This is a genomic window from Streptomyces sp. NPDC046909, from assembly GCF_040644695.1.
Taxonomy (GTDB): Bacteria; Actinomycetota; Actinomycetes; order Streptomycetales; family Streptomycetaceae; genus Streptomyces.
The window spans coordinates 53000-79128 of the sequence record NZ_JBEYXC010000019.1 but is presented as its reverse complement, the minus strand read 5'-3'; the positions used below and the strand labels follow the sequence as shown (position 1 = coordinate 79128).

Annotated in this window: 25 protein-coding genes; 20 read left to right on the top strand and 5 right to left on the bottom strand. The window is 68.8% G+C overall.

The features are described from left to right. The first annotated feature begins 8 nt into the window (after positions 1-8). The 3 genes from ABZ928_RS43495 (at position 9) to ABZ928_RS43485 (ending at position 2488) form a co-directional block, all read left to right on the top strand. Complete coding sequence (locus tag ABZ928_RS43495; RefSeq protein ID WP_361532125.1) at positions 9-743, top strand: A24 family peptidase; 735 nt, start codon at positions 9-11, stop codon at positions 741-743. A gap of 91 nt (positions 744-834) precedes the next feature. After that, the gene (mqnC, locus tag ABZ928_RS43490; RefSeq protein ID WP_361532122.1) at positions 835-2034 is read left to right on the top strand and encodes a cyclic dehypoxanthinyl futalosine synthase; all 1200 of its coding nucleotides are present in this window, start codon (positions 835-837) and stop codon (positions 2032-2034) included. 7 nt (positions 2035-2041) lie between these two features. Next, the gene (locus ABZ928_RS43485; RefSeq protein ID WP_361532119.1) at positions 2042-2488 is read left to right on the top strand and encodes a hypothetical protein; all 447 of its coding nucleotides are present in this window, start codon (positions 2042-2044) and stop codon (positions 2486-2488) included. Here the strand turns inward: ABZ928_RS43485 and ABZ928_RS43480 are convergent. Further along, positions 2485-3504: a chitinase gene (locus tag ABZ928_RS43480; protein WP_361532116.1), complete on the bottom strand. Its 1020-nt coding sequence runs from the start codon at positions 3502-3504 to the stop codon at positions 2485-2487. The genes ABZ928_RS43485 and ABZ928_RS43480 overlap by 4 nt on opposite strands. 306 nt (positions 3505-3810) lie before the next feature. Between ABZ928_RS43480 and ABZ928_RS43475 the strand changes: the two genes are divergently transcribed. From ABZ928_RS43475 to ABZ928_RS43460, 4 genes are all read left to right on the top strand, one after another. Further along, entirely contained in the window at positions 3811-4197 is a 387-nt protein-coding gene (locus ABZ928_RS43475; protein WP_361532113.1) for a hypothetical protein, read from the top strand. 19 nt (positions 4198-4216) lie between these two features. Beyond that, a complete protein-coding gene (locus tag ABZ928_RS43470; protein ID WP_361532110.1) occupies positions 4217-6526 on the top strand; it encodes a bifunctional polysaccharide deacetylase/glycosyltransferase family 2 protein in 2310 nt (769 codons plus the stop codon). Position 6527: 1 nt separating this feature from the next. Then, positions 6528-7871 (top strand): acyltransferase, encoded by a 1344-nt coding sequence (locus ABZ928_RS43465; RefSeq protein ID WP_361532107.1) that lies wholly within the window; start codon positions 6528-6530, stop codon positions 7869-7871. Positions 7872-7940: 69 nt separating this feature from the next. Beyond that, positions 7941-8636, top strand: a complete 696-nt coding sequence (locus tag ABZ928_RS43460) for a demethylmenaquinone methyltransferase (protein ID WP_361532104.1) — start codon at positions 7941-7943, stop codon at positions 8634-8636. Between the two features lie 19 nt (positions 8637-8655). Here ABZ928_RS43460 and ABZ928_RS43455 read toward each other — a convergent pair whose 3' ends face one another. Next, complete coding sequence (locus ABZ928_RS43455; protein WP_361532101.1) at positions 8656-8970, bottom strand: PASTA domain-containing protein; 315 nt, start codon at positions 8968-8970, stop codon at positions 8656-8658. Between the two features lie 174 nt (positions 8971-9144). After that, a complete protein-coding gene (locus ABZ928_RS43450) occupies positions 9145-9651 on the bottom strand; it encodes a GNAT family N-acetyltransferase (protein ID WP_361532098.1) in 507 nt (168 codons plus the stop codon). A 97-nt stretch (positions 9652-9748) separates the two neighbouring features. Between ABZ928_RS43450 and ABZ928_RS43445 the strand changes: the two genes are divergently transcribed. Continuing rightward, positions 9749-11032, top strand: coding sequence for a geranylgeranyl reductase family protein (locus ABZ928_RS43445; RefSeq protein ID WP_361532095.1), 1284 nt, complete (start codon positions 9749-9751; stop codon positions 11030-11032). 17 nt (positions 11033-11049) lie between these two features. On the opposite strand, the gene def is transcribed toward ABZ928_RS43445, so the two are convergent. Further along, positions 11050-11676, bottom strand: a complete 627-nt coding sequence (gene def / locus ABZ928_RS43440) for a peptide deformylase (RefSeq protein ID WP_361532092.1) — start codon at positions 11674-11676, stop codon at positions 11050-11052. 89 nt (positions 11677-11765) lie between these two features. Between def and ABZ928_RS43435 the strand changes: the two genes are divergently transcribed. Beyond that, positions 11766-13586 (top strand): FAD-dependent oxidoreductase, encoded by a 1821-nt coding sequence (locus ABZ928_RS43435; RefSeq protein ID WP_361532089.1) that lies wholly within the window; start codon positions 11766-11768, stop codon positions 13584-13586. Positions 13587-13691: 105 nt separating this feature from the next. Here the strand turns inward: ABZ928_RS43435 and ABZ928_RS43430 are convergent, their stop codons facing one another. Beyond that, the gene (locus ABZ928_RS43430) at positions 13692-14510 is read right to left on the bottom strand and encodes a C40 family peptidase (RefSeq protein WP_361532086.1); all 819 of its coding nucleotides are present in this window, start codon (positions 14508-14510) and stop codon (positions 13692-13694) included. Between the two features lie 713 nt (positions 14511-15223). Here ABZ928_RS43430 and ABZ928_RS43425 point away from each other — a divergent pair. The 11 genes from ABZ928_RS43425 to nuoK are packed head-to-tail and all read left to right on the top strand — an operon-like array spanning position 15224 to position 26126. After that, positions 15224-15583, top strand: coding sequence for an NADH-quinone oxidoreductase subunit A (locus ABZ928_RS43425; RefSeq protein WP_007383963.1), 360 nt, complete (start codon positions 15224-15226; stop codon positions 15581-15583). A 14-nt stretch (positions 15584-15597) separates the two neighbouring features. After that, positions 15598-16152 (top strand): NADH-quinone oxidoreductase subunit B, encoded by a 555-nt coding sequence (locus ABZ928_RS43420; RefSeq protein ID WP_003998928.1) that lies wholly within the window; start codon positions 15598-15600, stop codon positions 16150-16152. Next, positions 16149-16907: an NADH-quinone oxidoreductase subunit C gene (locus ABZ928_RS43415; RefSeq protein ID WP_361532083.1), complete on the top strand. Its 759-nt coding sequence runs from the start codon at positions 16149-16151 to the stop codon at positions 16905-16907. The genes ABZ928_RS43420 and ABZ928_RS43415 overlap by 4 nt, the downstream gene beginning before the upstream one ends. After that, on the top strand, positions 16904-18244 hold the full coding sequence (locus tag ABZ928_RS43410; protein ID WP_361532080.1) for an NADH-quinone oxidoreductase subunit D: 1341 nt from the start codon (positions 16904-16906) through the stop codon (positions 18242-18244). Before ABZ928_RS43415 ends, ABZ928_RS43410 begins: the two co-directional genes overlap by 4 nt. After that, on the top strand, positions 18241-19158 hold the full coding sequence (gene nuoE / locus ABZ928_RS43405) for an NADH-quinone oxidoreductase subunit NuoE (RefSeq protein ID WP_361532077.1): 918 nt from the start codon (positions 18241-18243) through the stop codon (positions 19156-19158). Before ABZ928_RS43410 ends, nuoE begins: the two co-directional genes overlap by 4 nt. Next, positions 19155-20507: an NADH-quinone oxidoreductase subunit NuoF gene (nuoF, locus tag ABZ928_RS43400; protein ID WP_361532074.1), complete on the top strand. Its 1353-nt coding sequence runs from the start codon at positions 19155-19157 to the stop codon at positions 20505-20507. Before nuoE ends, nuoF begins: the two co-directional genes overlap by 4 nt. Beyond that, entirely contained in the window at positions 20504-23008 is a 2505-nt protein-coding gene (locus tag ABZ928_RS43395) for an NADH-quinone oxidoreductase subunit G (RefSeq protein ID WP_361532071.1), read from the top strand. The genes nuoF and ABZ928_RS43395 overlap by 4 nt, the downstream gene beginning before the upstream one ends. Then, positions 23005-24372: an NADH-quinone oxidoreductase subunit NuoH gene (nuoH, locus tag ABZ928_RS43390; RefSeq protein ID WP_361532068.1), complete on the top strand. Its 1368-nt coding sequence runs from the start codon at positions 23005-23007 to the stop codon at positions 24370-24372. The genes ABZ928_RS43395 and nuoH overlap by 4 nt, the downstream gene beginning before the upstream one ends. After that, positions 24365-24976, top strand: a complete 612-nt coding sequence (nuoI, locus tag ABZ928_RS43385; protein WP_361532065.1) for an NADH-quinone oxidoreductase subunit NuoI — start codon at positions 24365-24367, stop codon at positions 24974-24976. The genes nuoH and nuoI overlap by 8 nt, the downstream gene beginning before the upstream one ends. After that, the gene (locus ABZ928_RS43380) at positions 24973-25830 is read left to right on the top strand and encodes an NADH-quinone oxidoreductase subunit J (RefSeq protein WP_361532062.1); all 858 of its coding nucleotides are present in this window, start codon (positions 24973-24975) and stop codon (positions 25828-25830) included. Before nuoI ends, ABZ928_RS43380 begins: the two co-directional genes overlap by 4 nt. Further along, positions 25827-26126 (top strand): NADH-quinone oxidoreductase subunit NuoK, encoded by a 300-nt coding sequence (nuoK, locus tag ABZ928_RS43375; RefSeq protein ID WP_003974374.1) that lies wholly within the window; start codon positions 25827-25829, stop codon positions 26124-26126. Before ABZ928_RS43380 ends, nuoK begins: the two co-directional genes overlap by 4 nt. The last annotated feature ends 3 nt before the right edge of the window (positions 26127-26129 follow it).

The window sequence follows — 26129 nt, the reverse complement described above, 5'->3', positions numbered from 1 at the left end:
GCCGTGGGATGACCGACCTGACGGTTCCGCTGGTGATCGCCGCCGCGCTGTGGGGCGCGGCGGCGGGCGCGCTGCTGCCGAGAGCGGCCTATCGGTTCTCCGCCCCGGCGGGGGAGGACTGGCGGGAAGCGTGTCCGGAGGGGCATCCGCTCCGGGGCTGGCTCGGGCGGGGGCGCTGCGGAAAGTGCCCACAGAAGACGTACGGCCCTTCGGCGGTCCTTCTCTCCGTCGCGACCGCCCTCATCAGCGCCGCGCTCGCCACCGCGACCGGCACCCGGCCCGAGATCGGGGTGTGGCTGCTGCTCGCGCCCGTCTGCGTTCTGCTCACGGTCGTGGACTTCCGGGTGAAGCGGCTGCCGGACCCGCTGACGCTGCCCCTCGCGGGCGCCGCGCTGGTGCTCCTCGGGGCGGTCGCGCTGGTGCCCGAACACGCGGGGGAGTGGCTGACGGCGCTCTACGGCTGCCTCGCGCTCGCCGGTGGCTACTTCGTGCTGTTCCTGATCAACCCCGCGGGCATGGCCTTCGGCGATGTGAAGCTGGCCCTGGGCCTGGGCGCGGTGCTCGGCTGGTACGGCTGGCCGACGCTCATGCTGGGCACCTTCGCCGGGTTCCTGCTCGGGGGCCTCTACGCCGGTGGCCTGGTCGCCGTACGGAAGGCCGGGCGCAAGACGGCGATCGCGTTCGGGCCGTTCATGATCGCGGGGGCGTTCGTGGGAGTGCTGATCGGGGCGTACGCGGCCTGACGTCGGTGTCGATGACGCCCTGGCGTAGGCTGGCGGAGTCCGTCCACTACGGATGGTTCCGTCCACAACCCTTGACGAAAGGGACGCCCCGGTGACCGAGAAGGCCGACCTTCAGTCCGTCCTCGACCGCGCCGCCGCCGGTGGGCGGATCACTCCGGAGGAGGCGCTCGACCTCTACCGCGACGCCCCGCTGCACGCGCTGGGCGCCGCCGCCGACGCCGTACGACGTCGTCGGTACGCCGGGACCGAGCACATCGCGACGTACATCATCGAGCGGAACATCAACTACACGAACGTCTGCGTGACGGCGTGCAAGTTCTGCGCGTTCTACGCCCCGCCCACCGCCAAGGACAAGGGCTGGACGCGCGACCTCGACGACATCCTGCGCCGCTGCGCGGAGACCGTCGAGCTGGGCGGTACGCAGATCATGTTCCAGGGCGGCCACCACCCGGACTACGGCGTCGAGTACTACGAGAAGCACTTCGCCGCGATCAAGCAGGCGTACCCGCAGCTGGTGATCCACTCGCTGGGCGCGTCCGAGGTCGAGCACATGGCCCGGATCTCCAAGGTGACGGTGGAGGAGGCGATCCAGCGGATTCACGCCGCCGGCCTCGACTCCTTCGCGGGCGCCGGCGCGGAGCTGCTCCCCGAGCGCCCCCGCAAGGCGATCGCGCCCCTCAAGGAGAGCGGCGAGCGCTGGCTGGAGATCATGGAGACCGCGCACAACCTGGGCGTGGAGTCCACGTCCACAATGCTGATGGGCACGGGCGAGACCAACGCCGAGCGCATCGAGCACCTGCGGATGATCCGTGACGTCCAGGACCGGACCGGGGGCTTCCGGGCCTTCATCCCGTACCTCTACCAGCCGATGAACAACCACCTGAAGGGCCGCACCCAGGCCACGATCTTCGAGTACCTCCGAATGATCGCCATCTCCCGGCTCTTCATGGACAACATCGCCCACATCCAGGGCTCCTGGCTCACCACCGGGCAGGACGCGGGGCAGCTGACCCTGCACTACGGCGCGGACGACCTCGGCTCGATCATGCTGGAGGAGAACGTCGTCTCGGCGGCCGGTGCCAAGCACCGCTCCAACCTCCAGGAAATGATCGACATGATCCGTACGGCGGGACGGGTCCCGGCCCAGCGCTCCACCACGTACGAGCACCTCGTCGTCCACGACGACCCGGCGAACGACCCGGTCGACAAGCGGATCGTGTCCCACATCTCGTCCACGGCGATCGAGGGCGGCACGGCACATCCCGAGCTGAAGATCCTCGCGTCCAACTGACGTACCTGTGCTGACGATTCACGCCGCGGACGAGGTCAGGTGCAGCTGGTCCTCGGAGCCGATCAAGGGCGGTGCGGTCCTGGTGGAACGGGACCGTATCGCCGCCATCGGCACCCTGGACGAACTCCGCGAACGCTTCCCGACCGCCCGCGTCCGCGTCTGGCCCGGCATCCTGGGCCCCGCCCGCAACTTCGTGAGCCCCCTCCCGGACACCCCGACCCCGCGCGAGATCATCCACGCCGTACTGAAGTCGGGTGCGACGACGATCCTGGTGGAGTACGCCGATACACCCGAACTCCGCGCGGCGGCCGAGCGGAACGACGTACTGATGGTCGAGCGAATCCAGGCGACACCGCTCAGGGAGGCGGGCCGCGCGGACTTGGCGGTCTTCGACGAGAAGGGCGAGTGCGTCGCGACGGTGTGCGCGGGCCGACTCGTGCACCGCAGGCGTTAGTTCTCCGCGAACGCCTCCGCGAACGCCCCCGAACTCTGTTCCACCCCACTGCAATTGGTCAACGCGTCGTCCTCACCGGATTCCCCCTCCTCGCACTCCTGATCCCGGAACGTCGACCACATCGACACCCACGCGACCTCCTTCTCCTCCGCGAACGCCCGCACCTGAGCCGCGTCCGACAACGTGAACGTCTCGCCGTCGACGTCATTCGTGCCGATCATCGACGTCAACGCCATCCCCTTCCACGCCACGTCGTCAGACGTTCCGAAGACATCCATCAACTGCGTGTGCGCCGCCGTCGCCGCGGTGACCGCGTAGTCCCCCATGTCCCCGTCGTACGACTCGCCGTAGTTCATGGTCATGAGGTTGACCGTCGACACCTGCACCGCACTGTTGTTGGCCGCCTCCAGCAGCGCGACGCTGTCGTCATCGAGCCCCGACGGCATGACAGGCAGCGTGAAGGAGACGGTGAGGTCACTCCGCTCCTTCTGGAGCAACGCGATGGCCTCGGACCGCAGTTCCACCGAGTCGGAGTCCGTCAGCGTGTCCCCCTCGACATCGAAGTCGGCCTGCGTGGACCCGGCCGCGTCGAGCGCCGCCCCGTACGCCGCGGCAAGCGCCGACGCACTGCCGCACGCCTCCGCCAACTCCGTACCGGACGCCCCGCCGAAGGACACCCGCACACTCGCCCCGTCCGCCTTGAGCTGCGAAATCCGGGACGCCACAGCGGAGTTGCCGATCGCCTTCGTACCGTTCCACATCGGCGTACAGCTACTGCCGTCCGCGATCACGAAGGCGAGGTTGTACGTCGTCGGCGACCCGGCCGAGTCATTGGCGGAGGCCTCCGTGGCGCTGACGTAGGGGGCGTACGAGGTGGTCGACGCCGTCTCCTCGGAGGGCTCGGCGGACTGGGTCGGCGTTGCCTCCGACGTGGTGTCGGTGTTCGCGGAACAACCCGCCGTGGCCAGGGCAAACAGGCAACTCAGCCCCGCGGCCGGCCTCAGGAAACGCCGCATTCCTCTGCACCCGCTCTCGTGATTTCTGTCTCAGGATGGAAACAAACTGTGGTGGCCGAGTGGAAATGTCTCACACGAGCCTGAGCTTCATGAGGACAGGATTTACACAGAGGGCGCATGGGAGAGCGCGAACGAATCGGGCATTCCGGTGGCTCGAACCGGACAATCAACCCCTTTCCCTTCCCCTGGAGTTACGCAGCCGTTCCAGCGAACTCTCAGAGAAGAGACAGGTTAAGACGTTTCTCATACGCGCCTCACATGGATTCCTGAGTTTTGGACACATAAAGACTCTCTACCGTCCGGGGAATGCATTCCGAGCCTGCCATCGAAAACCGCGCCGAACGTGGTCGCCGCCGCAAACGCCGCGGCAACGAGTCCGCCGACGGACCCGTGTTCGTTGACAACTCCGGACGCCGCTCCAAGCTGCTGCGCCGGATCGGTCTCCTCGTCGGGGTCCTGTGTGTGGGGTACGCCGTCGTCCTGGGCCTGGCCTTCATGGGCATCGGCACCTCGAACCCGTCCTCGCTGCTGCCCTTCGGCAACGGCGGACAGGGCGGTCCGGGCGTGCAGAACGGCAACGGCCCCGGCGTCCAGCCGCAGGGCGGAGTCGGCAACACCGTGAAGCCGACCGGCACTCCGCCGGCGCTGCCCTCGGGCGTGCCCACGCCGTCCGCCTCCGCGACCGCCAACTGACCGGAGCGCAGCCACCGTCATGACTACTTCGACTCCCACCCGCGGCCGCCGCCGCGCCCCCACCCGCCTGGGCAAGGCGGCGGGCAAGGCCGCGGCGCTCCAGAAGCCCCGCGTCCTCCTCGCCCTCCTCCTCCTGCTCGCTCTGACCAGCGTGATGCTGCTCGACGGCTATCTGCGCGCCGAGGTCGGCGGCGACGAGCGGGTCCGCGACGGGGCGAGCTCCAGCAAGGTCCCGGACAAGATCCTCAACGGCGGCCCGATCATCAGCTTCCGCGGCGGACAGGCGACGACGATGTCCGTCCCGGACAAGACCATCGCCCTGACCTTCGACGACGGCCCCAACCCGACGTATACGCCCCAGGTGTTGAAGATCCTGGAGAAGTACGACGTCCCCGCGACGTTCTTCGTGGTCGGCTCGGCGGTCTCGCGCTACCCGGGCATCGTCAAGGACATGGTCGATCAGGGCAACGAGGTGGGCATCCACACCTTCACCCACGTCGACCTCTCGTACCAGAGCGACGCCCGCGTCAACCGCGAGATGGAACAGACCCAGTTGGCGCTCGCGGGCGCGGCCGGCATCACCACCACGCTCTTCCGCGCGCCGTACTCCTCGGAGACGGACGCCATCGACAACTACAGCTGGCCCGTCTACGAGAAGCTCGGCGAGGACGGCTACACCAGCGTCTTCGTCGACACCGACAGCGACGACTGGAAGAAGCCGGGCGTCTCGAAGATCGTCAAGTGGGCGACTCCGGACGACGGCGAGGGCGCGTCCGTCCTCTTCCACGACGCCGGCGGCGACCGCGACCAGACGATGAAGGCGCTGCCCCAGTACATCGAGAAGATGAAGGCGAAGGGGTACACCTTCACCACCATCAGCGGGGTCATCGAGAAGGAGCAGTCGGGCAACGCCCAGGCCGGAAACGCGCAGGCCGGAAACGCGCAGGCGGGGAACGCCCAAGTCGGTGGCCAGCAGCCCGGTGGAGCCGCCGCCGGTCAGGCCCCGAACGGCGCCTCCAACCTCCAGGCCGCCCACCGCGAGGCCACCGGCGCGACCCTCTACGAGGGCAAGGCCCTGCTCGCCGCCGTCGCCGTCGCCGAGTACGCCGTACCCGCCCTGTCGGTCGGGCTGATGGTCGTCGGCGTCGCCGTCATGGGCCGGTTCGGGATGATGCTGATCCTCGCCCGCCGCCACTACAGACAGCGCAACAAACGCCGCTTCAGCTGGGGACCGACCGTCACCGGCCCGGTGAGCGTGATCGTCCCGGCGTACAACGAGAAGGAGTGCATCGCCAACACGCTGAAGTCGCTGGCGCAGAGCACCCATCCGATCGAGATCATCGTCGTCGACGACGGGTCGACGGACGGCACGTCGGAGATCTCGCGCCAAGCCGCCTACGAACTCGGCATGACGAACGTCAGGGTCATCCGGCAGGAGAACGCGGGCAAGCCCGCCGCCCTCAACAACGGTGTCCGCAACGCCAGTTACGACATCGTCATCATGATGGACGGCGACACCGTCTTCGAGCCGGACGCCGTCCACCAGCTGGTGCAGCCCTTCGCCGACCCCGAGGTCGGCGCGGTCGCCGGCAACGCCAAGGTCGGCAACCGCAACACGGTCATCGGAGCCTGGCAGCACATCGAGTACGTGATGGGCTTCAACCTCGACCGCCGCATGTACGACCTGCTGCGCTGCATGCCGACGATCCCGGGCGCGATCGGCGCGTTCCGCCGGGACGCGGTCCTCCAGGTCGGCGGCATGAGCGAGGACACCCTCGCCGAGGACACCGACATCACCATCGCCATGCACCGCGCGGGCTGGCGGGTCGTCTACCAGGAGCACGCCAAGGCCTGGACGGAGGCGCCCGGTTCGCTCAAGCAGCTGTGGTCCCAGCGCTACCGCTGGTCGTACGGCACCATGCAGGCGCTGTGGAAGCACCGCAAGTCCCTGACGGACAAGGGTCCTTCGGGCCGCTTCGGCCGGGTCGGGATGCCGCTGGTGGTGATCTTCCAGATCATCACGCCGGTCTTCGCCCCGCTGATCGACGTCTTCACCGCGTACTCGATGATCTTCATCGACTTCCAGGCGGCGCTGTACGCGTGGCTCGCGGTCCTGGGCATCCAACTGGTCTGCGCCGCGTACGCGTTCAGGCTGGACAAGGAGAAGTACCGCTATCTCCTGATGATGCCGCTCCAGCAACTGGCCTACCGCCAGATGATGTACCTCGTCCTCATCCACTCCTGCATCACGGCCCTCACGGGTGGCCGTCTCAGGTGGCAGAAGCTCAAGCGGACCGGCGAGGTCGGAACTCCGGCGGGGGCGAGCTGAGATGAGCTGGGAGCAGCAGCAGGGGTATCCGCAACAGGGCTATCCGCAGCAGGGGTACCAGTCCGGTTACCAGCAGGGTTACGACTACAGCGGCTATCAGCAGCCGCAGTATGTGCAGCAGCCGTACCCCCAACAGCCTTACCCGCAGCAGCAGTACGTGGATCACGGGCAACCGGTGGCGGTGGAGCAGACCGCTCCGCTGCCGCCGGTCGAGCCGGAACCCGAGCCCGCCCCCGAGCCCGAAGTAGCGGTCGCAGGGGAGAAGCCGGACGTGGAGGAGGTGGCGGAGGAGAAGCCGCCGCCCAAACCCGCCGGCCGCGACCGCTACTTCGACACCCTGCGGGCCGTCGCGCTGATCCGCGTCGTCACGTACCACACCTTCGGGTGGGCCTGGTGCGGCATGGTCTTCCCGTCCATGGGGATCATGTTCGGCCTCGCGGGCACGCTGATGGCGAAGTCCCTGGAGCGGCCGGCGTTCAAGGTGGTGAAGAGCCGTCTGCGGCGCCTGCTGCCCCCGTTCTGGTTCTGGGGCTTCTTCGTGGTGCTCGCGATGCTGATCCACGGCTGGATGCCGACGCACTACAACATCGTCTTCTGGATCGTCCCGTTCGGTGATCCACCGGGCAACAAATGGGGCGTCCAGGCCTGGGAGATCCTCTGGTACCTGCGGACGTACCTCTGGTTCGTGCTGCTGTCCCCGCTGCTGCTGAAGGTGTTCCGGCTCGCCCGGATCCCGGTGCTGATCCTGTCCCTCGCTCCGATCCTGGTCCTCAACTTCGTGTGGTCCGGCCCCGAGGGGCGGCTCGGCAACGAGATGTGGGACTTCTCGACGTACCTCTTCTGCTGGATCCTCGGCTTCGCACACCGGGACGGGGTGCTGGAGCGGCTGAAGCCGGCGCTGGTCGCGATCCTGTCGCTGGCCGCGATGGCGTACGGCGGCTGGTACGCGTTCTCGCACCAGGGCGAGGTCGGCACGTACGACCTCGACGAGATCCCGCTCGCGCAGGCCTTCTGGTCGGCGGGGTTCGTGATGATCCTGTTCTGGGCCAAGGCGCACTTCGGGATCGACTTCGCGTGGCTGACCCGTTTCAAGCGGCTCGACCGGGTGGTGACGGTCTTCAACGCGCGCGCGGTGACGATCTACCTCTGGCACGAGATCGCGCTGATCCTGGCCGTGCCGCTGATCGACCAGTTCTGGAAGGTGCCGGCCTTCGAGACGTACCTGCCGCTGGAGAGCCAGTGGTTCATGTTCGGCTGGGGCTGGGTGCTGATCGCGGTGTTCGTGCTGGCGTGCGGATGGGTGGAGGACGTGGCGGCGAAGAAGAAACCGAAGCTGCTCCCCTGAGCGGGCCCTGGGCGAACCCTGGGCGGGCCCTGGCCGGGCCTTCGGGGGGCGTGCTGCAAGAATGGCGAGGTGACCCGCGCTTCCCTGAACAAGCAGCCGCACGAAGTCGCCTCGATGTTCGACGACGTGGCGGAACGGTACGACCTGACGAACGACGTGCTGTCGCTCGGCCAGGACCGGGTGTGGCGCAAGGAGGTCGCTAAGGCGGTCGACGCCCGGCCCGCGCAGAAGATCCTGGACCTGGCGGCGGGTACGGCCACCTCGTCCCTGCCCTTCGCGCAGACCGGTGCGTACGTCGTCCCCTGCGACTTCTCGCTCGGCATGCTCAAGGTCGGCAAGAAGAACCACCCGTGGCTGCCGCTGACGGCGGGCGACGCGACGAAGCTGCCGTTCAAGGACGACACCTTCGACGCCGTCACGATCTCCTTCGGGTTGCGCAACGTCCAGGACTTCGACGCCGGACTGCGCGAGATGTACCGGGTGACCAAGCCCGGCGGCCGGGTCGTGATCTGCGAGTTCTCGCACCCGACCTGGGCGCCCTTCCGCACCGTCTACACCGAGTACCTGATGCGCGCCCTGCCGACGGTCGCCCGCGCGGTCTCCTCCAACCCCGAGGCGTACGTCTACCTCGCCGAGTCCATCCGCGCCTGGCCGGACCAGCCCGCGCTGGCGGAGCACCTGCAGAAGGCCGGCTGGTCGAAGGTGGCGTGGCGGAACCTCACGGGCGGGGTCGTGGCCCTGCACCGGGGCTTCAAGGCGGTCTGAGGGCTCGGAGCCCGGGGGCTCAGGGCGGGCCGATCCCGACCGTGCAGGGGTCACCGGGTTCGTCCAGCTCACGCTGCAACCCGCCGCCCGACGGCTTCGGCACGCGCGGCTCACGCATGCCTCCGCCGCCTTCACCCGGACCGAAGTCGAACCACACGTAGACCATCGACTCCCGCGGCACCTCGGCACCGGGCTGCGGGTACTGGCGTACCACGTAGTCGACGACGGTGAGGTGGAAGTCCTGCCGGTCCGGCGCGTTGAGGAACAGGCCCTGCGCCTTGGCCGTCTCGCGCGCGTCCACGGCCATCAGCCCGACGAGCCGTGGCACGCGCACTTCAGGCGTTTTGGGTGTTATTCGCACAGATGTCACCCCCAGCGGTACTGGCAGGGTAACCGCCCAGGGGTGCTACCTGGAAGCGCTGAGTGTTTATTTGTAGCCGATTATCACTCTGTGTCACGGATCAAGGTGGGGCTACGGATCAAGGTTCGGCTACGGATCAGGGTTGCGTCACAGATCGAGGCGGAAGCACAGCGCGTCCTCCTGGAACCGCGGATGCGGGAAGGTCTCCGCCAGCTCCATGCCCAGCTTCCGGGTGACCGCGACCGACCGCTCATTGCCGGGTCTGACCATCGCCACGACCTTCTCCACGCCCGCCGCGCGGAGCCGTTCCAGCGTCATCTGCGCGGCCGCGGTGGCGTACCCCTTGCCCCAGTACGCGCGCCCGAGCCGCCAGCCGATCTCGATCTCGCCCTTCGGTCCCCAGTCCTGCGGCCACGGCTGGGCGCCGGTGAACCCGATGACCCGGCCGGTGTCGTCGACCATGGTCCACAGACAGAACCCGAGCTCGGCGTCGTGCCGGCGCTGGCGGGCGGTGAGTTCCTCGTAGACGTACAGCTCGGCGGACCTGCCGCCGTGGAACTCCATGACGGCCGGGTCGTCGAAGACCCGGTGCCAGGCGACGGCGTCCTCATCGGTGGGGACACGCAGCCGTACTACGGGGAGAGCTCGGTTCACGGGGCAGCCCTTCAGCCGGGTGATCAATCGTGCTGAATAGACTGCCCATGTCCAGTGCCGGTCGGCACGCAGATTTCGAACTTGGGGAGATCCCGCCGTGACCGAGCCCCTCTCCGAAAACACCGCCGATGTGATCGTGGTCGGCGCGGGGCCAGCGGGCTCCACGACCGCGTACCACCTCGCCAAGGCCGGACTCGACGTGCTTCTCCTGGAGAAGACGGCGTTCCCGCGCGAGAAGGTGTGCGGCGACGGCCTGACGCCGCGTGCCACCAAGCAGCTGGTGTCCATGGGCATCGACATCTCCGAGGAGGCCGGCTGGCTCCGCAACAAGGGCCTGCGCATCATCGGCGGCGGCGTCCGGCTCCAGCTGGACTGGCCGGAACTCGCCTCCTACCCGGACTACGGCCTCGTCCGCAAACGTGACGACTTCGACGAGCAGCTCGCCCGCCAGGCCCAGAAGGCCGGGGCCCGGCTGTACGAGCGCTGCAACGTCGGTGCCCCGATCGTCGACGACCGCACGGGCCGGATCACCGGCGTGCACGCCAAGCTGGGGGACGAGAAGCGCGAGGTCACCTTCCACGCGCCCCTCGTGGTCGCCGCCGACGGCAACTCCACCCGCCTCTCCCTGGCGATGGGCCTGCACCGCCGCGAGGACCGCCCGATGGGCGTGGCCGTCCGGACGTACTTCGAGTCGCCGCGCCACGAGGACGACTACCTGGAGTCCTGGCTGGAGCTGTGGGACCGCCGCGGCCCCGAGCCCCGTCTCCTGCCCGGCTACGGCTGGATCTTCGGCATGGGCGACGGCACGTCGAACGTCGGCCTGGGTGTCCTCAACACCTCCGACTCCTTCAAGGAGCTCGACTGGCGCGAGGTGCTGAAGGCCTGGTGCGCCTCGATGCCGGAGGAGTGGGGCTACACCCCGGAGAACATGACGGGCCCGATCCGCGGCGCCGCCCTCCCCATGGCCTTCAACCGCCAGCCCCACTACACCAAGGGCCTCCTCCTCGTCGGCGACGCCGGCGGCATGGTGAACCCCTTCAACGGCGAGGGCATCGCCTACGCCATGGAGTCCGGCCAGATCGCCGCCGACGTCATCGTCCAGGCCCACGCGCGGGCCACGCCGGCCCAGCGTGAGATCGCGCTCCAGCGCTATCCGCAGGTCCTCAAGGACACCTACGGCGGCTACTACACGCTGGGCCGCGCCTTCGTGAAGCTCATCGGCAACCCGAAGGTCATGAAGATCGCGACCCAGCGCGGCCTCACCCACCCCCTGCTCATGAAGTTCACCCTGAAGATGCTCGCGAACCTGACCGACCCGACGGGCGGCGACGCGATGGACCGGATCATCAACGGGCTGAGCAAGGTCGCGCCGAAGGCGTGACCAGCGGCTCAGGGCTGCTAACTGCTCAGGGCCTCGATGTTGGCGGTCCGGCGCGCGAACACCTCGTCCCGCCGGTCCGCCACCTGCCGCAGCGCCGCCTTGCGGTCCCGCCTGGAGAGCCGGTCCAGGTAGACGTGCCCGCCGCAGTGGTCGGTCTCGTGCTCCAGGCAGCGGGCGAAGTACCCCGTGCCCTCGATGACGAGCGGCGCCCCGTCCTTGTCGTACCCGCGCACGACGGCCCGGTCCGGGCGCGGTACGTCCATGATGGCACCCGGCACTGACAGACACCCTTCGCTGTCGTCGAGCAGCCTGCGACCGGCGGGGTCGAGGGCGTCGAGGACCGGGTTGACGATGTGCCCGACGTGCCGGACCCCGTCGTCGTCCAGGCAGTCGTACACGAACAGCCGCAGATCGACGCCGACTTGGTTCGCCGCGAGTCCGGCCCCGTCCGCGATGTACATCGTCAGGAACATGTCGTCGATGAGCGCGGCGAGATCGGGCCCGAACTCGGTCACGTCACGGCACGGCTTGTGCAGGACCTCCTCGCCGACCTCCGTGATCCGCCGTACCTTTCCGCGCCGGGCGTCGGGCGCGAGCGGCGGATACGAGTCAACGGGCCTGCCTTGTACGAAGACGCTGGGCATGAGTGCGTTTCTCCTCGGTGTGTGGATGCTGTGGGCGGTGGGTCATCGGGCTTCCGGCCTCCGCGGCCGCTCCCTACCCTCCGTTGCCCATGACAACAGAACACACAGAGCAGCACCGGGGCCACACCCGCAGACGGTTCCTGGCCGGTACGGGGAGCGCGGCACTGGCCGGTGCCGGCGCGCTCGCGTTATGGCCCGCCGGGAGCGCGCACGCCTCTCCCGGCGGCAAGCGGGTCGTCGTCCTCGGCGGTGGCGTCTCCGGTCTCAGCGCCGCCCATGAACTCGCCGAACGCGGCTACGCCGTCACCGTCCTCGAGTACTACGACGTCCTCGGCGGCAAGGCCCGCTCGATGCCCGTCCCCGGCACCGCGGCCGGCGGCCGCGCGGACCTCCCCGCCGAACACGGCTTCCGGTTCTTCCCCGGCTTCTACCGGAACCTGCCGGACACCATGCGCCGCATCCCCGTCCCCGGCAACGCGGGCGGCGTCCGCGACAACCTCCGCAACGCGACCGAGGAGTTGTTCGCCCGCTCGGACGGACGCCCCGACCTGCACTTCCCGTTGCGCCGCGCCACCACCCCGCCGGCGCCCGGCGACCTCACCCCGCTCTGGATCCGCGACCAGATCCTCTCCGTCCTGGACCTCGCCACCAACCTCCCCGCCCACGAGGCCGCCTACTTCGCCGACCGGGTCCTGGTCCATCTGACCAGCTGCGACGCCCGCCGGGAGGACCAGTGGGAGAAGACCTCCTGGTGGGACTTCATCCGCGCCGGGGAGATGAGCGCGGAGTACCGGACCGTGCTGGGCATCGGCCAGACCCGCAACCTCGTCGCCACGCGCGCGGAGGTCGCGTCCACCAGGACGGTGGGGCGCGTGATCATCGAGGCCCTGATCCTGTGGGGTCTCCTGGGCCGCGGCCTGGACGGCCCCGACTCCGATGTCGACCGTGTGCTCAACGCCCCCACCAGCGAGGCCTGGATCGATCCCTGGGAGGCCCATCTGCGCTCCCTGGGCGTGGAGTTCGCGCTCGGCACCCAGGTCCACGAGGTCCTGTACGACGGCGGCCGGGTGACCGGCGTCCGCGTCTCGGCCCGCGACGGCGGCGACGAACGTACCGTCACCGCCGACCACTACGTCTCCGCGCTCCCCGTCGAGCACGCGCGCGTGACGTGGGGTTCGGCCCTGCGCGCGGCGGATCCGCAGCTCGCCCGCTGCGACGCGCTGCGGACGGACTGGATGACCGGCGTGATGTTCTACCTCCGCACGCCCACCCCAGTCGTCCACGGACACGTCAACTGCCTCGACTCGCCCTGGTCGGTGACGGCGGTCGGCCAGGCCCAGTTCTGGGACGGCCGGGACTTCCCGCGCGACTACGGCGACGGCCAGGCCCGCGACTGCCTCTCCGCGATCATCTCGGAATGGGACAAGCCCGGCATCCTGTACGGGAAGACGGCCAAGGAGTGCACGAAGGACGAGATCGTCGCCGAGCTCTGGGCCCAGCTGAAGGACGGCCTCAACGACTCCGGCAAGACGACCCTCGTCGACGACGACCGGCTCGGCTGGTTCATGGACCCGGCGGTGACGGGCGTAGGCGGCCCGGACCCGCGGAACCGCGAACAGCTCCTCATCCATCCCACGGGCACGCTCTACAACCGCCCCACGGCCCGCACGAAGGTGCCGAACTTCTTCCTCGCGGGCGACTACGTCCGTACCGACGTCGACCTGGCGACCATGGAGGGCGCCAACGAGTCCGCGCGGCTGGCCGTCAACGCCCTGCTGGACGCGGACCATTCGGACGCCGAGCGGTGTGAGGTGTGGGAGCTGTTCCGGCCGCCGGAGATGGAGCCGCTGAAACGGATCGACGAGGTGCGCCACCGGCTGGGACTGCCGAACACCTTCGATCTCGGATAGCCGTCAGGGCCGGCGCAAGGCCGGACGGGCGGAAGGGCCGCTGCCCCCGAGCGGCTGCGGCCCTTCCGACGTTCTATACGCGAATGCGCGTTTTATGCGTCCTCGTCAGAGTACGCGCACCGCGCCCGTCGCCGGGTAACCGGACAGGTCCTGGATGACGACGCCCTTGGACGGGTTGGCCGCGTCCAGGTACTGGCCGTTACCGATGTAGACGCCCACGTGGTAGGCGGAGCCGGCGGAACCCCAGTACAGGATGTCGCCGACCTGGAGGTTGGAGAGCGAGACCGGCGTACCGGCCGTCGACTGGTCCTGCGAGACGCGCGGCAGGTCGACGCCGACCTGCTTGAACGCGGCCTGCACCAGACCGGAGCAGTCCCACGCGTTGGGTCCGGTGCCGCCCATGACGTAGGCGTCGCCGACCTGCGCCTTGAGGAAGGCGATGACCGTCGCGACGCTGCCGCTGGCGGGCGCGGAGGCGGTCGTGGTGGCGGAGAGGGTGGTCCGCTCCGAGGAACGCGAGGCGGCGGCCTCAGCGGCGGCCTTGCGGGCCTCCTCGGCCTTCTTCTTGGCCTCGGCCTTCTTCTTCGCCTCAGCGAGGTCCTTCTTGGCCTCCTTGGCGGCCGCGGCGGCTGCCGCGTCACGCTCGGCCTGGAGCTCGTAGTTCGCGGCCGCCTGCTGTGTGGCGTCCGCGGACTGGGCGACCTGGGCGGCCAGGTCGGCGGTGAGGGTGGGCAGTTCGAGGGTCTGCGTGGTCTCGGCGGCGCTCGCCGAGGCCGACGCGCCCGCCGCCGCCATGCTGAGGACGCCACCGGCGACTCCGGCACGCACGGCGATCGAAGTCGTCGCGCTGCGGCGGGGTTTCCGGTGGCTGCGTATGTGAGCGGTGTGGGACATGAGAACAACCGGTATCAGGGGCTCCTCCATACCTTCAAGAAACGTGTCCTGCGCCACAGTTGTTCAATCGGCGCCCCAATTCCGCATTCCGTCACTCTTTATTGACGCCGTAACGGACATTGCGGACGCGGCCCATCACGGCCGTGATCACGCACTTTCGCGGTTACGTCCGAATTGCCCCGCACCTACCACCGGTTGGGACAGGTGGCCAACCCCCGCTCTCAGAGGTCTCTCATCGATGTGGCAGAGGTCACGCAACGGTTACAGCGGCGGCTGCGTCACGCGCGCACCCCCCGACTCACCCGCTCGTGAACGCGTGCACGCGTCCACATCGCGCCGCGCGACTCCCGCCGACGTGTGAACGCCGCGCACTATCAAGCGGCCCCGTCCAGCACCAATTTGCATGCAAGGGAACTCTCTTGATATTGAGACGCCCCCTCTCAACTGCGCCGACGAGCCAAAATGTCACGTCTCGTGATCGCTCGGACGCTTCACGTGCGAAGATCACCGCTCATCCGACTTCATGATCCTTCGTCAGGTGGTGGAGATCACAAAGCTTGTGCAATACCCCGTGTCGCAGATCACAGACCGGCGGGCATAAGATGCGGGTCAGTTGGGCTTGTGACCTGCTTCACATGTTCGCGATCTTCGCCGGGACGGGCGGGACTTGCGGGACAGGTGAGACGGAAGTGAACCCGACGCCATCGCCAGCAGTCAGTGCCGACTGAGAGGAGCGAGGAGCGGTGAACGCGTATGCGCCCATCCTCGTACTGGGAGCCCTCGGGGCAGGCTTTGCGATCTTCTCCGTGGTCATGGCCACGCTGATCGGTCCGAAGCGGTACAACCGGGCCAAGCTCGAGGCCTACGAGTGCGGGATCGAGCCGACCCCCACGCCGGCCGGCGGCGGGCGCTTCCCCATCAAGTACTACCTGACGGCGATGCTCTTCATCGTCTTCGACATCGAGATCGTCTTCCTCTACCCCTGGGCCGTCACCTTCGACGCCCTGGGTGTTTTCGGGCTCGTGGAGATGCTGCTCTTCGTGCTCACCGTCTTCGTCGCGTACGCGTACGTATGGCGGCGCGGCGGCCTGGAATGGGACTGAGGGGCCTTTAACTCATGGGACTCGAAGAAAAGCTGCCGAGCGGTTTCCTGCTGACCACCGTCGAGCAGGCCGCGGGCTGGGTACGCAAGGCGTCCGTCTTCCCGGCCACCTTCGGGCTGGCCTGCTGCGCCATCGAGATGATGACGACCGGCGCCGGACGTTACGACCTGGCCCGCTTCGGCATGGAGGTCTTCCGCGGCTCACCCCGCCAGGCCGACCTCATGATCGTCGCCGGCCGGGTCAGCCAGAAGATGGCGCCGGTCCTGCGGCAGGTCTACGACCAGATGCCGAACCCCAAGTGGGTCATCTCCATGGGGGTCTGCGCCTCCTCGGGCGGCATGTTCAACAACTACGCGATCGTCCAGGGCGTCGACCACATCGTCCCCGTCGACATCTATCTCCCCGGCTGCCCGCCGCGGCCCGAGATGCTGATGGACGCCATCCTCAAGCTCCACCAGAAGATCCAGACCTCCAAGCTCGGCGTGAACGCCGAGGAGGCGGCCCGCGAGGCGGAGGAAGCGGCGCTCAAGGCCCTGCCCACGATCGAGATGAAGGGGCTGCTGCGGTGAGCGACGCCAACGGCACCACAGGCGCGGGACCGAACGGGGTGAACCCCGAGAAGGACCTCAGCGCCTCCAACCTCCCCGGCCAGCGCGGCCAGGGCGGCGAGGAGATCCGCGTCCAGCGCGGCATGTTCGGCGCCGCCAACGGCGGCGACACCTCCGGCTACGGCGGCCTGGTCCGCTCGGTCCGGCTCCCGGGGGCTGCCACCCGCCCCTACGGCGGCTGGTTCGACGAGGTCGCCGACGAGCTGGAGGGCGCGCTGGAGGAGCAGGGACTGCTCCCCGGCAACGCGATCGAGAAGACGGTCGTCGACCGCGGTGAACTCACCTTCCACATCGAGCGCGAGCACCTGCTGCGCGTCGCGCAGACCCTGCGCGACGACCCGGCCCTGCGCTTCGAGCTCTGCACCGGCGTCAGCGGGGTCCACTACCTCCACGACAAGGGCCGCGAGCTGCACGCCGTCTACCACCTGCGCTCGATCACCCACAACCGGCTGATCCGCCTGGAGGTCAGCGCCCCGGACACGGATCCGAAGATCCCGTCCCTGGTCTCGGTGTACCCGACCAACGACTGGCACGAGCGCGAGACCTACGACTTCTTCGGGATCGTCTTCGACGGTCACCCGGCCCTGACCCGGATCATGATGCCGGACGACTGGCAGGGCCACCCGCAGCGCAAGGACTACCCCCTCGGCGGCATCCCCGTCGAGTACAAGGGCGCCCAGATCCCGGCTCCGGACCAGCGGAGGTCGTACTCGTGAGCACATCGCACGCATCCGCATCGGCCGCCGCTTCGGCGCGGGAGACCACCGAGGGCACCGTCTACACGGTCACCGGTGGCGACTGGGACGAGGTCGTCCAGGCCGCCGCCCGCGCCGACGACGAGCGCATCGTCCTCAACATGGGCCCCCAGCACCCGTCCACCCACGGAGTGCTCCGCCTGATCCTGGAGATCGACGGCGAGACGGTCACCGAGGCCCGCTGCGGCATCGGCTACCTGCACACCGGCATCGAGAAGAACCTCGAGTTCCGCACGTGGACGCAGGGCACCACGTTCGTGACGCGCATGGACTACCTGACGTCCTTCTTCAACGAGACCGCCTACTGTCTCGCCGTCGAGAAGCTCCTCGGTATCGAGGACCAGATCACAGAGCGCGCCAAGATCATCCGGGTGCTCCTGATGGAGCTGAACCGGCTCTCCTCGCACCTGGTGTGCATCGCCACCGGCGGCATGGAACTCGGCGCCACCACGATCATGATCTACGGATTCCGTGATCGTGAAATGATTCTCGACATCTACGAGCTCATCACGGGCCTGCGGATGAATCACGCGTACATCCGCCCCGGCGGACTCGCCCAGGACCTGCCGCCCGGCGCGGTGGACCACATCCGCGAGTTCGTGAAGAAGATGAAGAAGAACCTCCCGGAGTACGACAAGCTCGCCACCGGGAACCCCATCTTCAAGGCCCGTATGCAGGACGTCGGCTATCTCGACCTGGCCGGCTGCATGGCCCTCGGCGCCACCGGCCCGATCCTGCGCTCCACCGGCCTCCCGCACGACCTGCGCAAGACGCAGCCGTACTCCGGTTACGAGACCTACGACTTCGAGGTCCCGACCGCCGACACCTGCGACTCCTACGGGCGGTTCCTGATCCGCCTGGAAGAGATGCGCCAGTCGCTGCGCATCGTCGAGCAGTGCCTGGACCGGCTCCAGCCCGGCCCGGTCATGGTCGCCGACAAGAAGATCGCCTGGCCCGCCCAGCTCGCCCTGGGACCGGACGGGCTCGGCAACTCCCTCGACCACATCAAGAAGATCATGGGCACCTCCATGGAGGCCCTGATCCACCACTTCAAGCTGGTCACCGAGGGCTTCCGCGTCCCGCCGGGACAGGCGTACGCGGCCGTCGAGTCGCCCAAGGGCGAACTCGGGGTGCACGCGGTGTCCGACGGCGGCACCCGCCCCTTCCGGGTCCACTTCCGCGACCCGTCCTTCACCAACCTTCAGGCCATGGCGGCGATGTGCGAGGGCGGCCAGGTCGCCGACGTCATCGTCGCCGTCGCGTCCATCGACCCCGTGATGGGAGGCGTCGACCGGTGACCACCTCTTCTTCCGAGCGGGGCGTCAGCCTGGGCATGCCCGAACTGCCCGTGCCCGCCTACCCGGACGACGTCAGGGCCCGCCTCGAGGCGGACGCGCGCGAGGTCATCGCCCGCTACCCCGACTCCCGCTCCGCGCTCCTTCCGTTGCTGCATCTCGTGCAGTCGGAGGAGGGCCATGTCACGCGCACCGGGATGCGGTTCTGCGCGGAGGTGCTCGGCCTGACCACGGCCGAGGTCACCGCGGTCGCCACCTTCTACACCATGTACCGGCGCAAGCCGAGCGGTGACTACCAGGTGGGCGTCTGCACCAACACGCTCTGCGCGGTGATGGGCGGCGACGCGATCTTCGAGGAGCTCCAGGAGCACCTCGGCGTCGGCAACGGCGAGACCACCGACGACGGCAAGGTCACCCTGGAGCACATCGAGTGCAACGCGGCCTGCGACTTCGCGCCCGTCGTGATGGTCAACTGGGAGTTCTTCGACAACCAGACCCCGGGCAGCGCCAAGCGCCTCGTCGACGACCTGCGCGCGGGACGACCGGTCGAGCCCACGCGCGGGGCGCCGCTGTGCACCTTCAAGGAGACCGCGCGGATCCTCGCCGGCTTCCCCGACGAGCGGCCAGGGGCCGTCGAGGCAAGCGGCGGGGCGGGACCCGCGTCGCTGGTGGGCCTCCGCCTGGCCAGAGGAGAGGCCGCACCCGCGCGTGTGGTCCATCCGCGCGACGGCGGTCCGCACGACGAGCCGCAGGACAGGGCACCGCAGGACAGGGCACCGCAGGACCGGGCGCCCCAGGACAGGGCCGTGCACGAGCCGTCGCCGACCGAGCACCTGAGCTCACACGATGCGCCACAGGACACATCGGCCTCCGACCCAGCCCACCCGGCCGGGCCCGCCGCCGAGGAGGGGGAGTGATGACCTTGGCACCCGAACTCAAGAACAACAGCCCCGAGAAGCTGCTCGCACCCGTGCTGTCGGCCTTCTGGGACGAGGACAAGTCCTGGTCTCTGGACGTCTACAAAAGGCACGAAGGATACGAGGGGCTCCGCAAGGCGCTCGCCATGTCGCCGGACGACCTGATCGCGTACGTCAAGGACTCCGGTCTGCGCGGCCGCGGCGGCGCGGGATTCCCTACGGGAATGAAATGGCAGTTCATTCCCCAGGGTGATGGAAAGCCGCACTATCTAGTTGTCAACGCCGACGAATCGGAGCCGGGAACCTGTAAGGACATCCCGCTCCTGTTCGCGAACCCGCATAGCCTCATCGAGGGCATTGTCATCGCGTGTTATGCCATCAGGTCGTCGCATGCCTTCATCTATCTGCGGGGTGAAGTCGTCCCAGTACTGCGGCGGCTGCACGAGGCCGTGCGCGAGGCTTATGAGGCGGGCTACCTCGGCGAGAACATCCTGGGCAGCGGTCTCAACCTGGAACTCACCGTGCACGCGGGCGCAGGCGCGTACATCTGCGGTGAGGAGACCGCACTGCTCGACTCGCTCGAAGGCCGCCGGGGTCAACCGCGGCTCCGTCCCCCTTTCCCTGCCGTCGCGGGCCTCTATGCGTGCCCGACTGTGGTGAACAACGTCGAGTCGATCGCGTCAGTTCCCGCGATCCTCCAAAAAGGAAAAGACTGGTTCAGGTCGATGGGCAGCGAGAAGTCCCCGGGCTTCACGCTCTACTCGCTCAGCGGCCATGTCGCCAGCCCCGGCCAGTACGAGGCCCCGCTCGGCATCACCCTCCGCCAGCTCCTCGAAATGAGCGGCGGGATGCGGCCGGGCCACCGGCTCAAGTTCTGGACGCCGGGCGGCTCTTCGACGCCGATGTTCACCGACGAGCACCTCGACGTCCCCCTTGATTACGAGGGAGTGGGTGCCGCCGGTTCCATGCTCGGCACCAAGGCACTCCAGTGCTTCGACGAGACGACCTGCGTCGTCCGCGCCGTCACCCGCTGGACCGAGTTCTACGCCCACGAGTCCTGCGGCAAGTGCACACCCTGCCGCGAAGGCACGTACTGGCTCGTGCAGTTGCTGCGAGACATCGAGGCCGGCAAGGGCGTCATGTCCGACCTCGACAAGCTCAACGACATCGCCGACAACATCAACGGCAAGTCCTTCTGCGCCCTCGGCGACGGCGCCGCCTCGCCGATCTTCTCCTCGCTCAAGTACTTCCGCGAGGAGTACGAGCAGCACATCACGGGCCGCGGCTGCCCCTTCGACCCGGCCAAGTCGACGGTCTGGGCCGACTCCCGCACGGAGGTGAACGCATGACCGTGACCACCAACGCTCCCTCCGGTGGGGGAGAGGCGGCGGTCCCGCCGGAAGATCTCGTCTCGCTGACCATCGACGGCGCCGAGATCAGCGTGCCCAAGGGCACTCTGGTCATCCGCGCCGCCGAGCAACTCGGCATCGAGATCCCCCGCTTCTGCGACCACCCCCTCCTCGACCCGGCCGGCGCCTGCCGGCAGTGCATCGTCGAGGTCGAGGGCCAGCGCAAGCCGATGGCGTCCTGCACCATCACCTGCACCGACGGAATGGTGGTGAAGACCCACCTCACCTCGCCGGTCGCCGAGAAGGCCCAGCACGGTGTGATGGAGCTCCTCCTCATCAACCACCCGCTGGACTGCCCGGTCTGCGACAAGGGCGGCGAGTGCCCCCTGCAGAACCAGGCCATGTCCCACGGTCAGGCCGAGTCTCGCTTCGAAGGAAAGAAGCGGACGTACGAGAAGCCCGTGCCGATCTCCACGCAGGTGCTGCTCGACCGCGAGCGGTGCGTGCTGTGCGCCCGCTGCACCCGCTTCTCCAACCAGGTCGCGGGCGACCCCATGATCGAACTGGTCGAGCGGGGCGCGCTCCAGCAGGTCGGCACCGGTGAGGGCGACCCCTTCGAGTCGTACTTCTCCGGCAACACCATCCAGATCTGCCCGGTCGGCGCGCTCACCTCGGCGGCGTACCGATTCCGCTCCCGCCCCTTCGACCTGGTGTCCTCCCCGAGCGTGTGCGAGCACTGCTCCGGCGGCTGCGCCACCCGCACCGACCACCGGCGCGGCAAGGTCATGCGGCGCCTCGCGGCCAACGAGCCCGAGGTCAACGAGGAGTGGATCTGCGACAAGGGGCGCTTCGGCTTCCGGTACGCGCAGCAGCGCGACCGGCTGGAGACGCCGCTGATCCGCAATCCCGAGGGCGAGCTCGTCCCGGCCTCCTGGCCCGAGGCGCTGGAGATCGCCGCACAGGGGCTGCTCGCCTCGCGCGGCCGCACCGGTGTGCTGACCGGCGGACGGCTCACCATCGAGGACGCCTACGCGTACAGCAAGTTCGCGCGCGTGGCGCTCGACACCAACGACATCGACTTCCGCGCGCGCGTGCACAGTGGTGAGGAAGCCGACTTCCTCGCCGCGCGGATCGCCGGACGCGGCCGCGACCTCGACGGTACGGGCGTCACGTACACCGCGCTGGAGAAGGCGCCCGCCGTCCTGCTGGTCGGGTTCGAGGCCGAGGAGGAGGCGCCCGGCGTCTTCCTGAGGCTGCGCAAGGCCTGGCGCAAGCACGGGCAGAAGGTGTTCTCGCTGGCCACGCACGCGACGCGCGGTCTGGAGAAGGCCGGCGGCACGCTGCTCCCGGCCGCTCCCGGCACCGAGACCGAGTGGCTGGACGCGCTCGCGGGCGGGGTCGGCCTGGAGGAGGACGGGGCGAAGGCCTCCGAGGCGCTGCGGGCCGAGGGCGCGGTGATCGTCGTCGGTGAGCGGCTGGCCGCCGTGGCGGGCGGACTGACGGCCGCCGTACGGGCCGCGGCCGCGACCGGCGCCCGGCTGGTGTGGATCCCGCGGCGCGCGGGGGAGCGCGGTGCCGTAGAGGCAGGCGCGCTGCCGTCGCTGCTGCCGGGCGGCCGTCCGGCCACCGACCCACGCGCGCGTGAGGAGGTCGCCGCCGCCTGGGGCGTCGCCGAACTTCCGCACCGCTACGGCCGGGACACCACGCAGATCGTCGAGGCCGCCGCCACCGGCGAACTCCAGGCGCTGGTCGTCGCGGGCGTCGAGGTCGCCGACCTGCCCGACCCGGCACGCGCGCGTGAAGCACTTCACGAGGTGGGCTTCCTGGTCTCGCTGGAGCTGCGGCCCAGTGAGGTCACCGAGCACGCGGACGTGGTCCTGCCCGTCGCCGCGGTCGCCGAGAAGGCCGGCACCTTCCTCAACTGGGAGGGCAGGGTGCGCTTCTTCGAGGCCGCGCTCAAGCCGGACCAGATGACCCGCCGCCTCGCGCCCGCCGACGCGCGCGTCCTGCAGATGCTGGCCGACGCCATGGACGTACACCTGGGTCTTCCCGACCTGCGGACCGTGCGCGGCGAGATCGACCGGCTCGGTGCCTGGGACGGGCCGCGGGCCACCAACCCGCTGGAGATCGGGGCCCAGTTGCCGCGGCCGGCCGCCGGAGAGGCCGTACTGGCCGGGCACCGGCTGCTGCTCGACCAGGGCCGTCTCCAGGAGGGCGACGAGGCGCTCGCCGGGACGCGGCACGCGGCCCACGCGCGCGTGTCGGCCGCCACCGCCGCCGAAGCGGGCGTGAAGGACGGCGACGTACTGGCCGTGTCCGGCGCCGCCGGATCCGTCGAACTCCCGCTTCAGATCACCGAGATGCCCGACCGCGTGGTCTGGCTCCCGCTGAACTCCACGGGCGGGGGCGTCGCCTCCGACGCCGGAGTGGTGCCCGGCTCCCTCGTCCGCATCGGCCCGGCGACGCTCGCCGCCGAAGCTCCCAAGGAGGTGGAGGCATGAGCCCGTACCTCGCGGCGGAAGACCTCTCGATGTTCGGCACCGACCCCTGGTGGCTCGTCGTCGTCAAGGCCGTCTTCTGCTTCGCGTTCCTGATGGTGACCGTGCTGTTCTCCATCGTCTGGGAGCGCAAGGTCGTCGCCTGGATGCAGCTGCGCATCGGCCCCAACCGGCACGGCCCCTGGGGCATGCTCCAGTCGCTCGCCGACGGCGTGAAGCTGATGCTCAAGGAAGACGTCATCGTCAAGCGCGCGGACAAGGTGGTCTACGTCCTCGCGCCGATCGTCGCGGCCATCCCGGCCTTCATGGCGATCGCGGTGATCCCCTTCGGCCCGGCCGGCAACGAGATCTCGATCTTCGGCCAGCGCACCACGATGCAGCTCACCGACCTGCCGATCGCGATGCTCTACATCCTCGCGGTCGCCTCGGTCGGCATCTACGGCATCGTGCTCGCGGGCTGGAGTTCCGGATCGACCTACCCGCTCCTCGGCGGCCTGCGCTCCTGCGCGCAGATGATCTCGTACGAGATCGCCATGGGCGCCGCCTTCGCCTCCGTCTTCCTCTACTCGGGGTCGATGTCGACGTCGGCGATCGTCGAGGCGCAGCAGGACCGCTGGTACATCGTCCTGCTGCCGGTCTCCTTCATCATCTATGTCATCACCATGGTCGGCGAGACCAACCGTGCCCCCTTCGACATGCCGGAGTCCGAGGGCGACCTGGTCGGCGGCTTCAACACCGAGTACTCGTCGATCAAGTTCGCCCTGTTCATGCTCGCCGAGTACGTGAACATGGTGACGGTCTCGGCCGTGACGACCACGCTCTTCCTCGGCGGCTGGCGGGCCCCCTGGCCCATCAGCACCTTCTGGGAGGGCGCCAACCACGGCTGGTGGCCGCTGCTCTGGTTCGTGATCAAGGTCCAGCTGCTGCTGTTCTTCTTCATCTGGCTGCGCGGCACCCTGCCCCGCGTCCGCTACGACCAGCTGATGAAGCTCGGCTGGAAGGTCCTCATCCCGGTCTCCGTCGTCTGGCTGATGCTCGTCGCGACCGTGCGGACCCTGCGCAACGAGAACTACGACTTCGCCGACATCGCCCTCTACGTCGGCGGCGGTGTCCTCACCCTGCTGCTGCTCTCCTTCGTCGTCGACATCTTCCGCGAGAAGTCGAAGGCGGCCGAGCGGCCCGTCGAGGAACCGGCCGGCTTCGACCCGATGGCCGGCGGATTCCCCGTACCGCCGCTGCCCGGACAGGAGTTGCCACCCGTGCCCAGGCGCCGCTCGCACCGGGAGCGGGAGCTGATTGTCAGTGGCGGGGTGAATACTCAGAGTGACGACGGATCTCTGGATGGAAAGGAGGCGTCCGATGGCTGAGGAGCCCAAGGAGACCGGGCAGGCAAAGCCCGGCTTCCAGAACCCTGTGGCCGGCTTCGGCGTGACCTTCAAGGCCATGTTCAAGAAGCGGCTGACCGAGCAGTACCCGGAGCAGGAGAAGACCACCGCTCCCCGCTTTCACGGACGGCACCAGCTCAACCGCCATCCGGACGGCCTGGAGAAGTGCGTCGGGTGCGAACTGTGCGCCTGGGCCTGTCCCGCCGACGCCATCTATGTCGAGGGTGCCGACAACACCGACGAGGAGCGCTACTCGCCGGGCGAGCGGTACGGGCGCGTCTACCAGATCAACTACGCCCGCTGCATCCTGTGCGGCCTGTGCATCGAGGCGTGCCCCACGCGCGCGTTGACGATGACTAACGAGTTCGAGCTCGCCGACTCCAGCCGCGCGAACCTGATCTACACCAAGGAGCAGCTGCTCGCCGGTCTGGAAGACGGCATGGTCGACTCCCCGCACGCGATCTACCCGGGGACCGACGAGCAGGACTACTACCGGGGGCTGGTCACCGAGGCCGCGCCCGGCACCGTCCAGCAGGTCGCCGTCTCCAAGGGCGAGAAGCCCGAGGAAGAGGGGGTGGAGGCATGAGCGCGCAGCTCGCCGCCGCGGCCACTCTTTCTGCGGGCACCTCCACCGGCGAGGCCTTCCAGTTCTGGGTGCTCGGCACCGTCGCCGTGATGGGCGCCCTGTGCACCGTCTTCATGAAGAAGGCCGTGCACAGCGCGCTCTGTCTCGCCGGCACCATGATCATCCTGGCGATCTTCTACCTCGCCAACGGCGCCTACTTCCTGGGCATCGTGCAGATCGTCGTCTACACCGGCGCGATCATGATGCTGTTCCTGTTCGTGGTGATGCTCGTCGGCGTCACGGCCGCGGACTCCCTGAAGGAGACCATCAAGGGCCAGCGCTGGCTGGCCCTTCTCTGCGGGCTCGGCTTCGGCATCCTGCTGATCGCGGGCATCGGCAACGCCTCCCTGACGGAGTTCAACGGCCTGACACAGGCGAACGCGAACGGCAATGTGGAGGGCCTCGCCGTCCTCATCTTCACCAAGTACGTCTTCGCCTTCGAGATCACCGGCGCCCTGCTGATCACGGCCGCCGTCGGCGCCATGGTGCTCACCCACCGCGAGCGCACCGAGCGCGCAAAGACCCAGCGTGAGCTGGCCGAGGAGCGGGTGCGCGAGGGCAAGCACGTGCCCCCGCTCCCGGCGCCCGGCGTGTACGCCCGGCACAACGCCGTGGACATCGCGGGCCTCCTGCCCGACGGCAGCCCGTCCGAGCTCACGGTCAGCAAGACGCTGCGCGAGCGCGGCCAGATCCGTGATGTGTCGGCGGAGGCGCTGGGCGACCTCAAGGCGCTGGAGCAGCGCGCGGAGGAGCGTCTGGAGCGCACCGCGGTCGAGCCGGCGAAGCTCAAGCGGGCCGAGGAGGCGTCGAAGTGAATCCGGTCAACTACCTCTACCTCGCGGCCCTGTTGTTCACGATCGGCGCCACCGGCGTACTGATCAGGCGCAACGCGATCGTCGTGTTCATGTGCATCGAGCTCATGCTCAACGCCTGCAACCTCGCGTTCGTCGCCTTCTCCCGGATGCACGGCAATCTCGACGGCCAGATCATCGCCTTCTTCACGATGGTCGTCGCCGCCGCGGAGGTCGTGGTCGGGCTCGCGATCATCGTGTCCCTGTTCCGTTCCCGCCACTCGGCCTCGGTCGACGACGCCAGCCTGATGAAGCTCTGAGGG

Coding starts and splice junctions, on each gene's coding strand:
- ABZ928_RS43495 (WP_361532125.1), top strand. CDS start 9: ATGACCGACCTGACGGTTCCGCTGGTGATCGCCGCCGCGCTGTGGGGC.
- ABZ928_RS43480 (WP_361532116.1), bottom strand. CDS start 3,504: ATGCGGCGTTTCCTGAGGCCGGCCGCGGGGCTGAGTTGCCTGTTTGCC.
- ABZ928_RS43475 (WP_361532113.1), top strand. CDS start 3,811: ATGCATTCCGAGCCTGCCATCGAAAACCGCGCCGAACGTGGTCGCCGC.
- ABZ928_RS43470 (WP_361532110.1), top strand. CDS start 4,217: ATGACTACTTCGACTCCCACCCGCGGCCGCCGCCGCGCCCCCACCCGC.
- ABZ928_RS43465 (WP_361532107.1), top strand. CDS start 6,528: ATGAGCTGGGAGCAGCAGCAGGGGTATCCGCAACAGGGCTATCCGCAG.
- def (WP_361532092.1), bottom strand. CDS start 11,676: ATGCCCAGCGTCTTCGTACAAGGCAGGCCCGTTGACTCGTATCCGCCG.
- ABZ928_RS43435 (WP_361532089.1), top strand. CDS start 11,766: ATGACAACAGAACACACAGAGCAGCACCGGGGCCACACCCGCAGACGG.
- ABZ928_RS43430 (WP_361532086.1), bottom strand. CDS start 14,510: ATGGAGGAGCCCCTGATACCGGTTGTTCTCATGTCCCACACCGCTCAC.
- ABZ928_RS43420 (WP_003998928.1), top strand. CDS start 15,598: ATGGGACTCGAAGAAAAGCTGCCGAGCGGTTTCCTGCTGACCACCGTC.
- ABZ928_RS43395 (WP_361532071.1), top strand. CDS start 20,504: ATGACCGTGACCACCAACGCTCCCTCCGGTGGGGGAGAGGCGGCGGTC.
- nuoH (WP_361532068.1), top strand. CDS start 23,005: ATGAGCCCGTACCTCGCGGCGGAAGACCTCTCGATGTTCGGCACCGAC.
- nuoI (WP_361532065.1), top strand. CDS start 24,365: ATGGCTGAGGAGCCCAAGGAGACCGGGCAGGCAAAGCCCGGCTTCCAG.
- ABZ928_RS43380 (WP_361532062.1), top strand. CDS start 24,973: ATGAGCGCGCAGCTCGCCGCCGCGGCCACTCTTTCTGCGGGCACCTCC.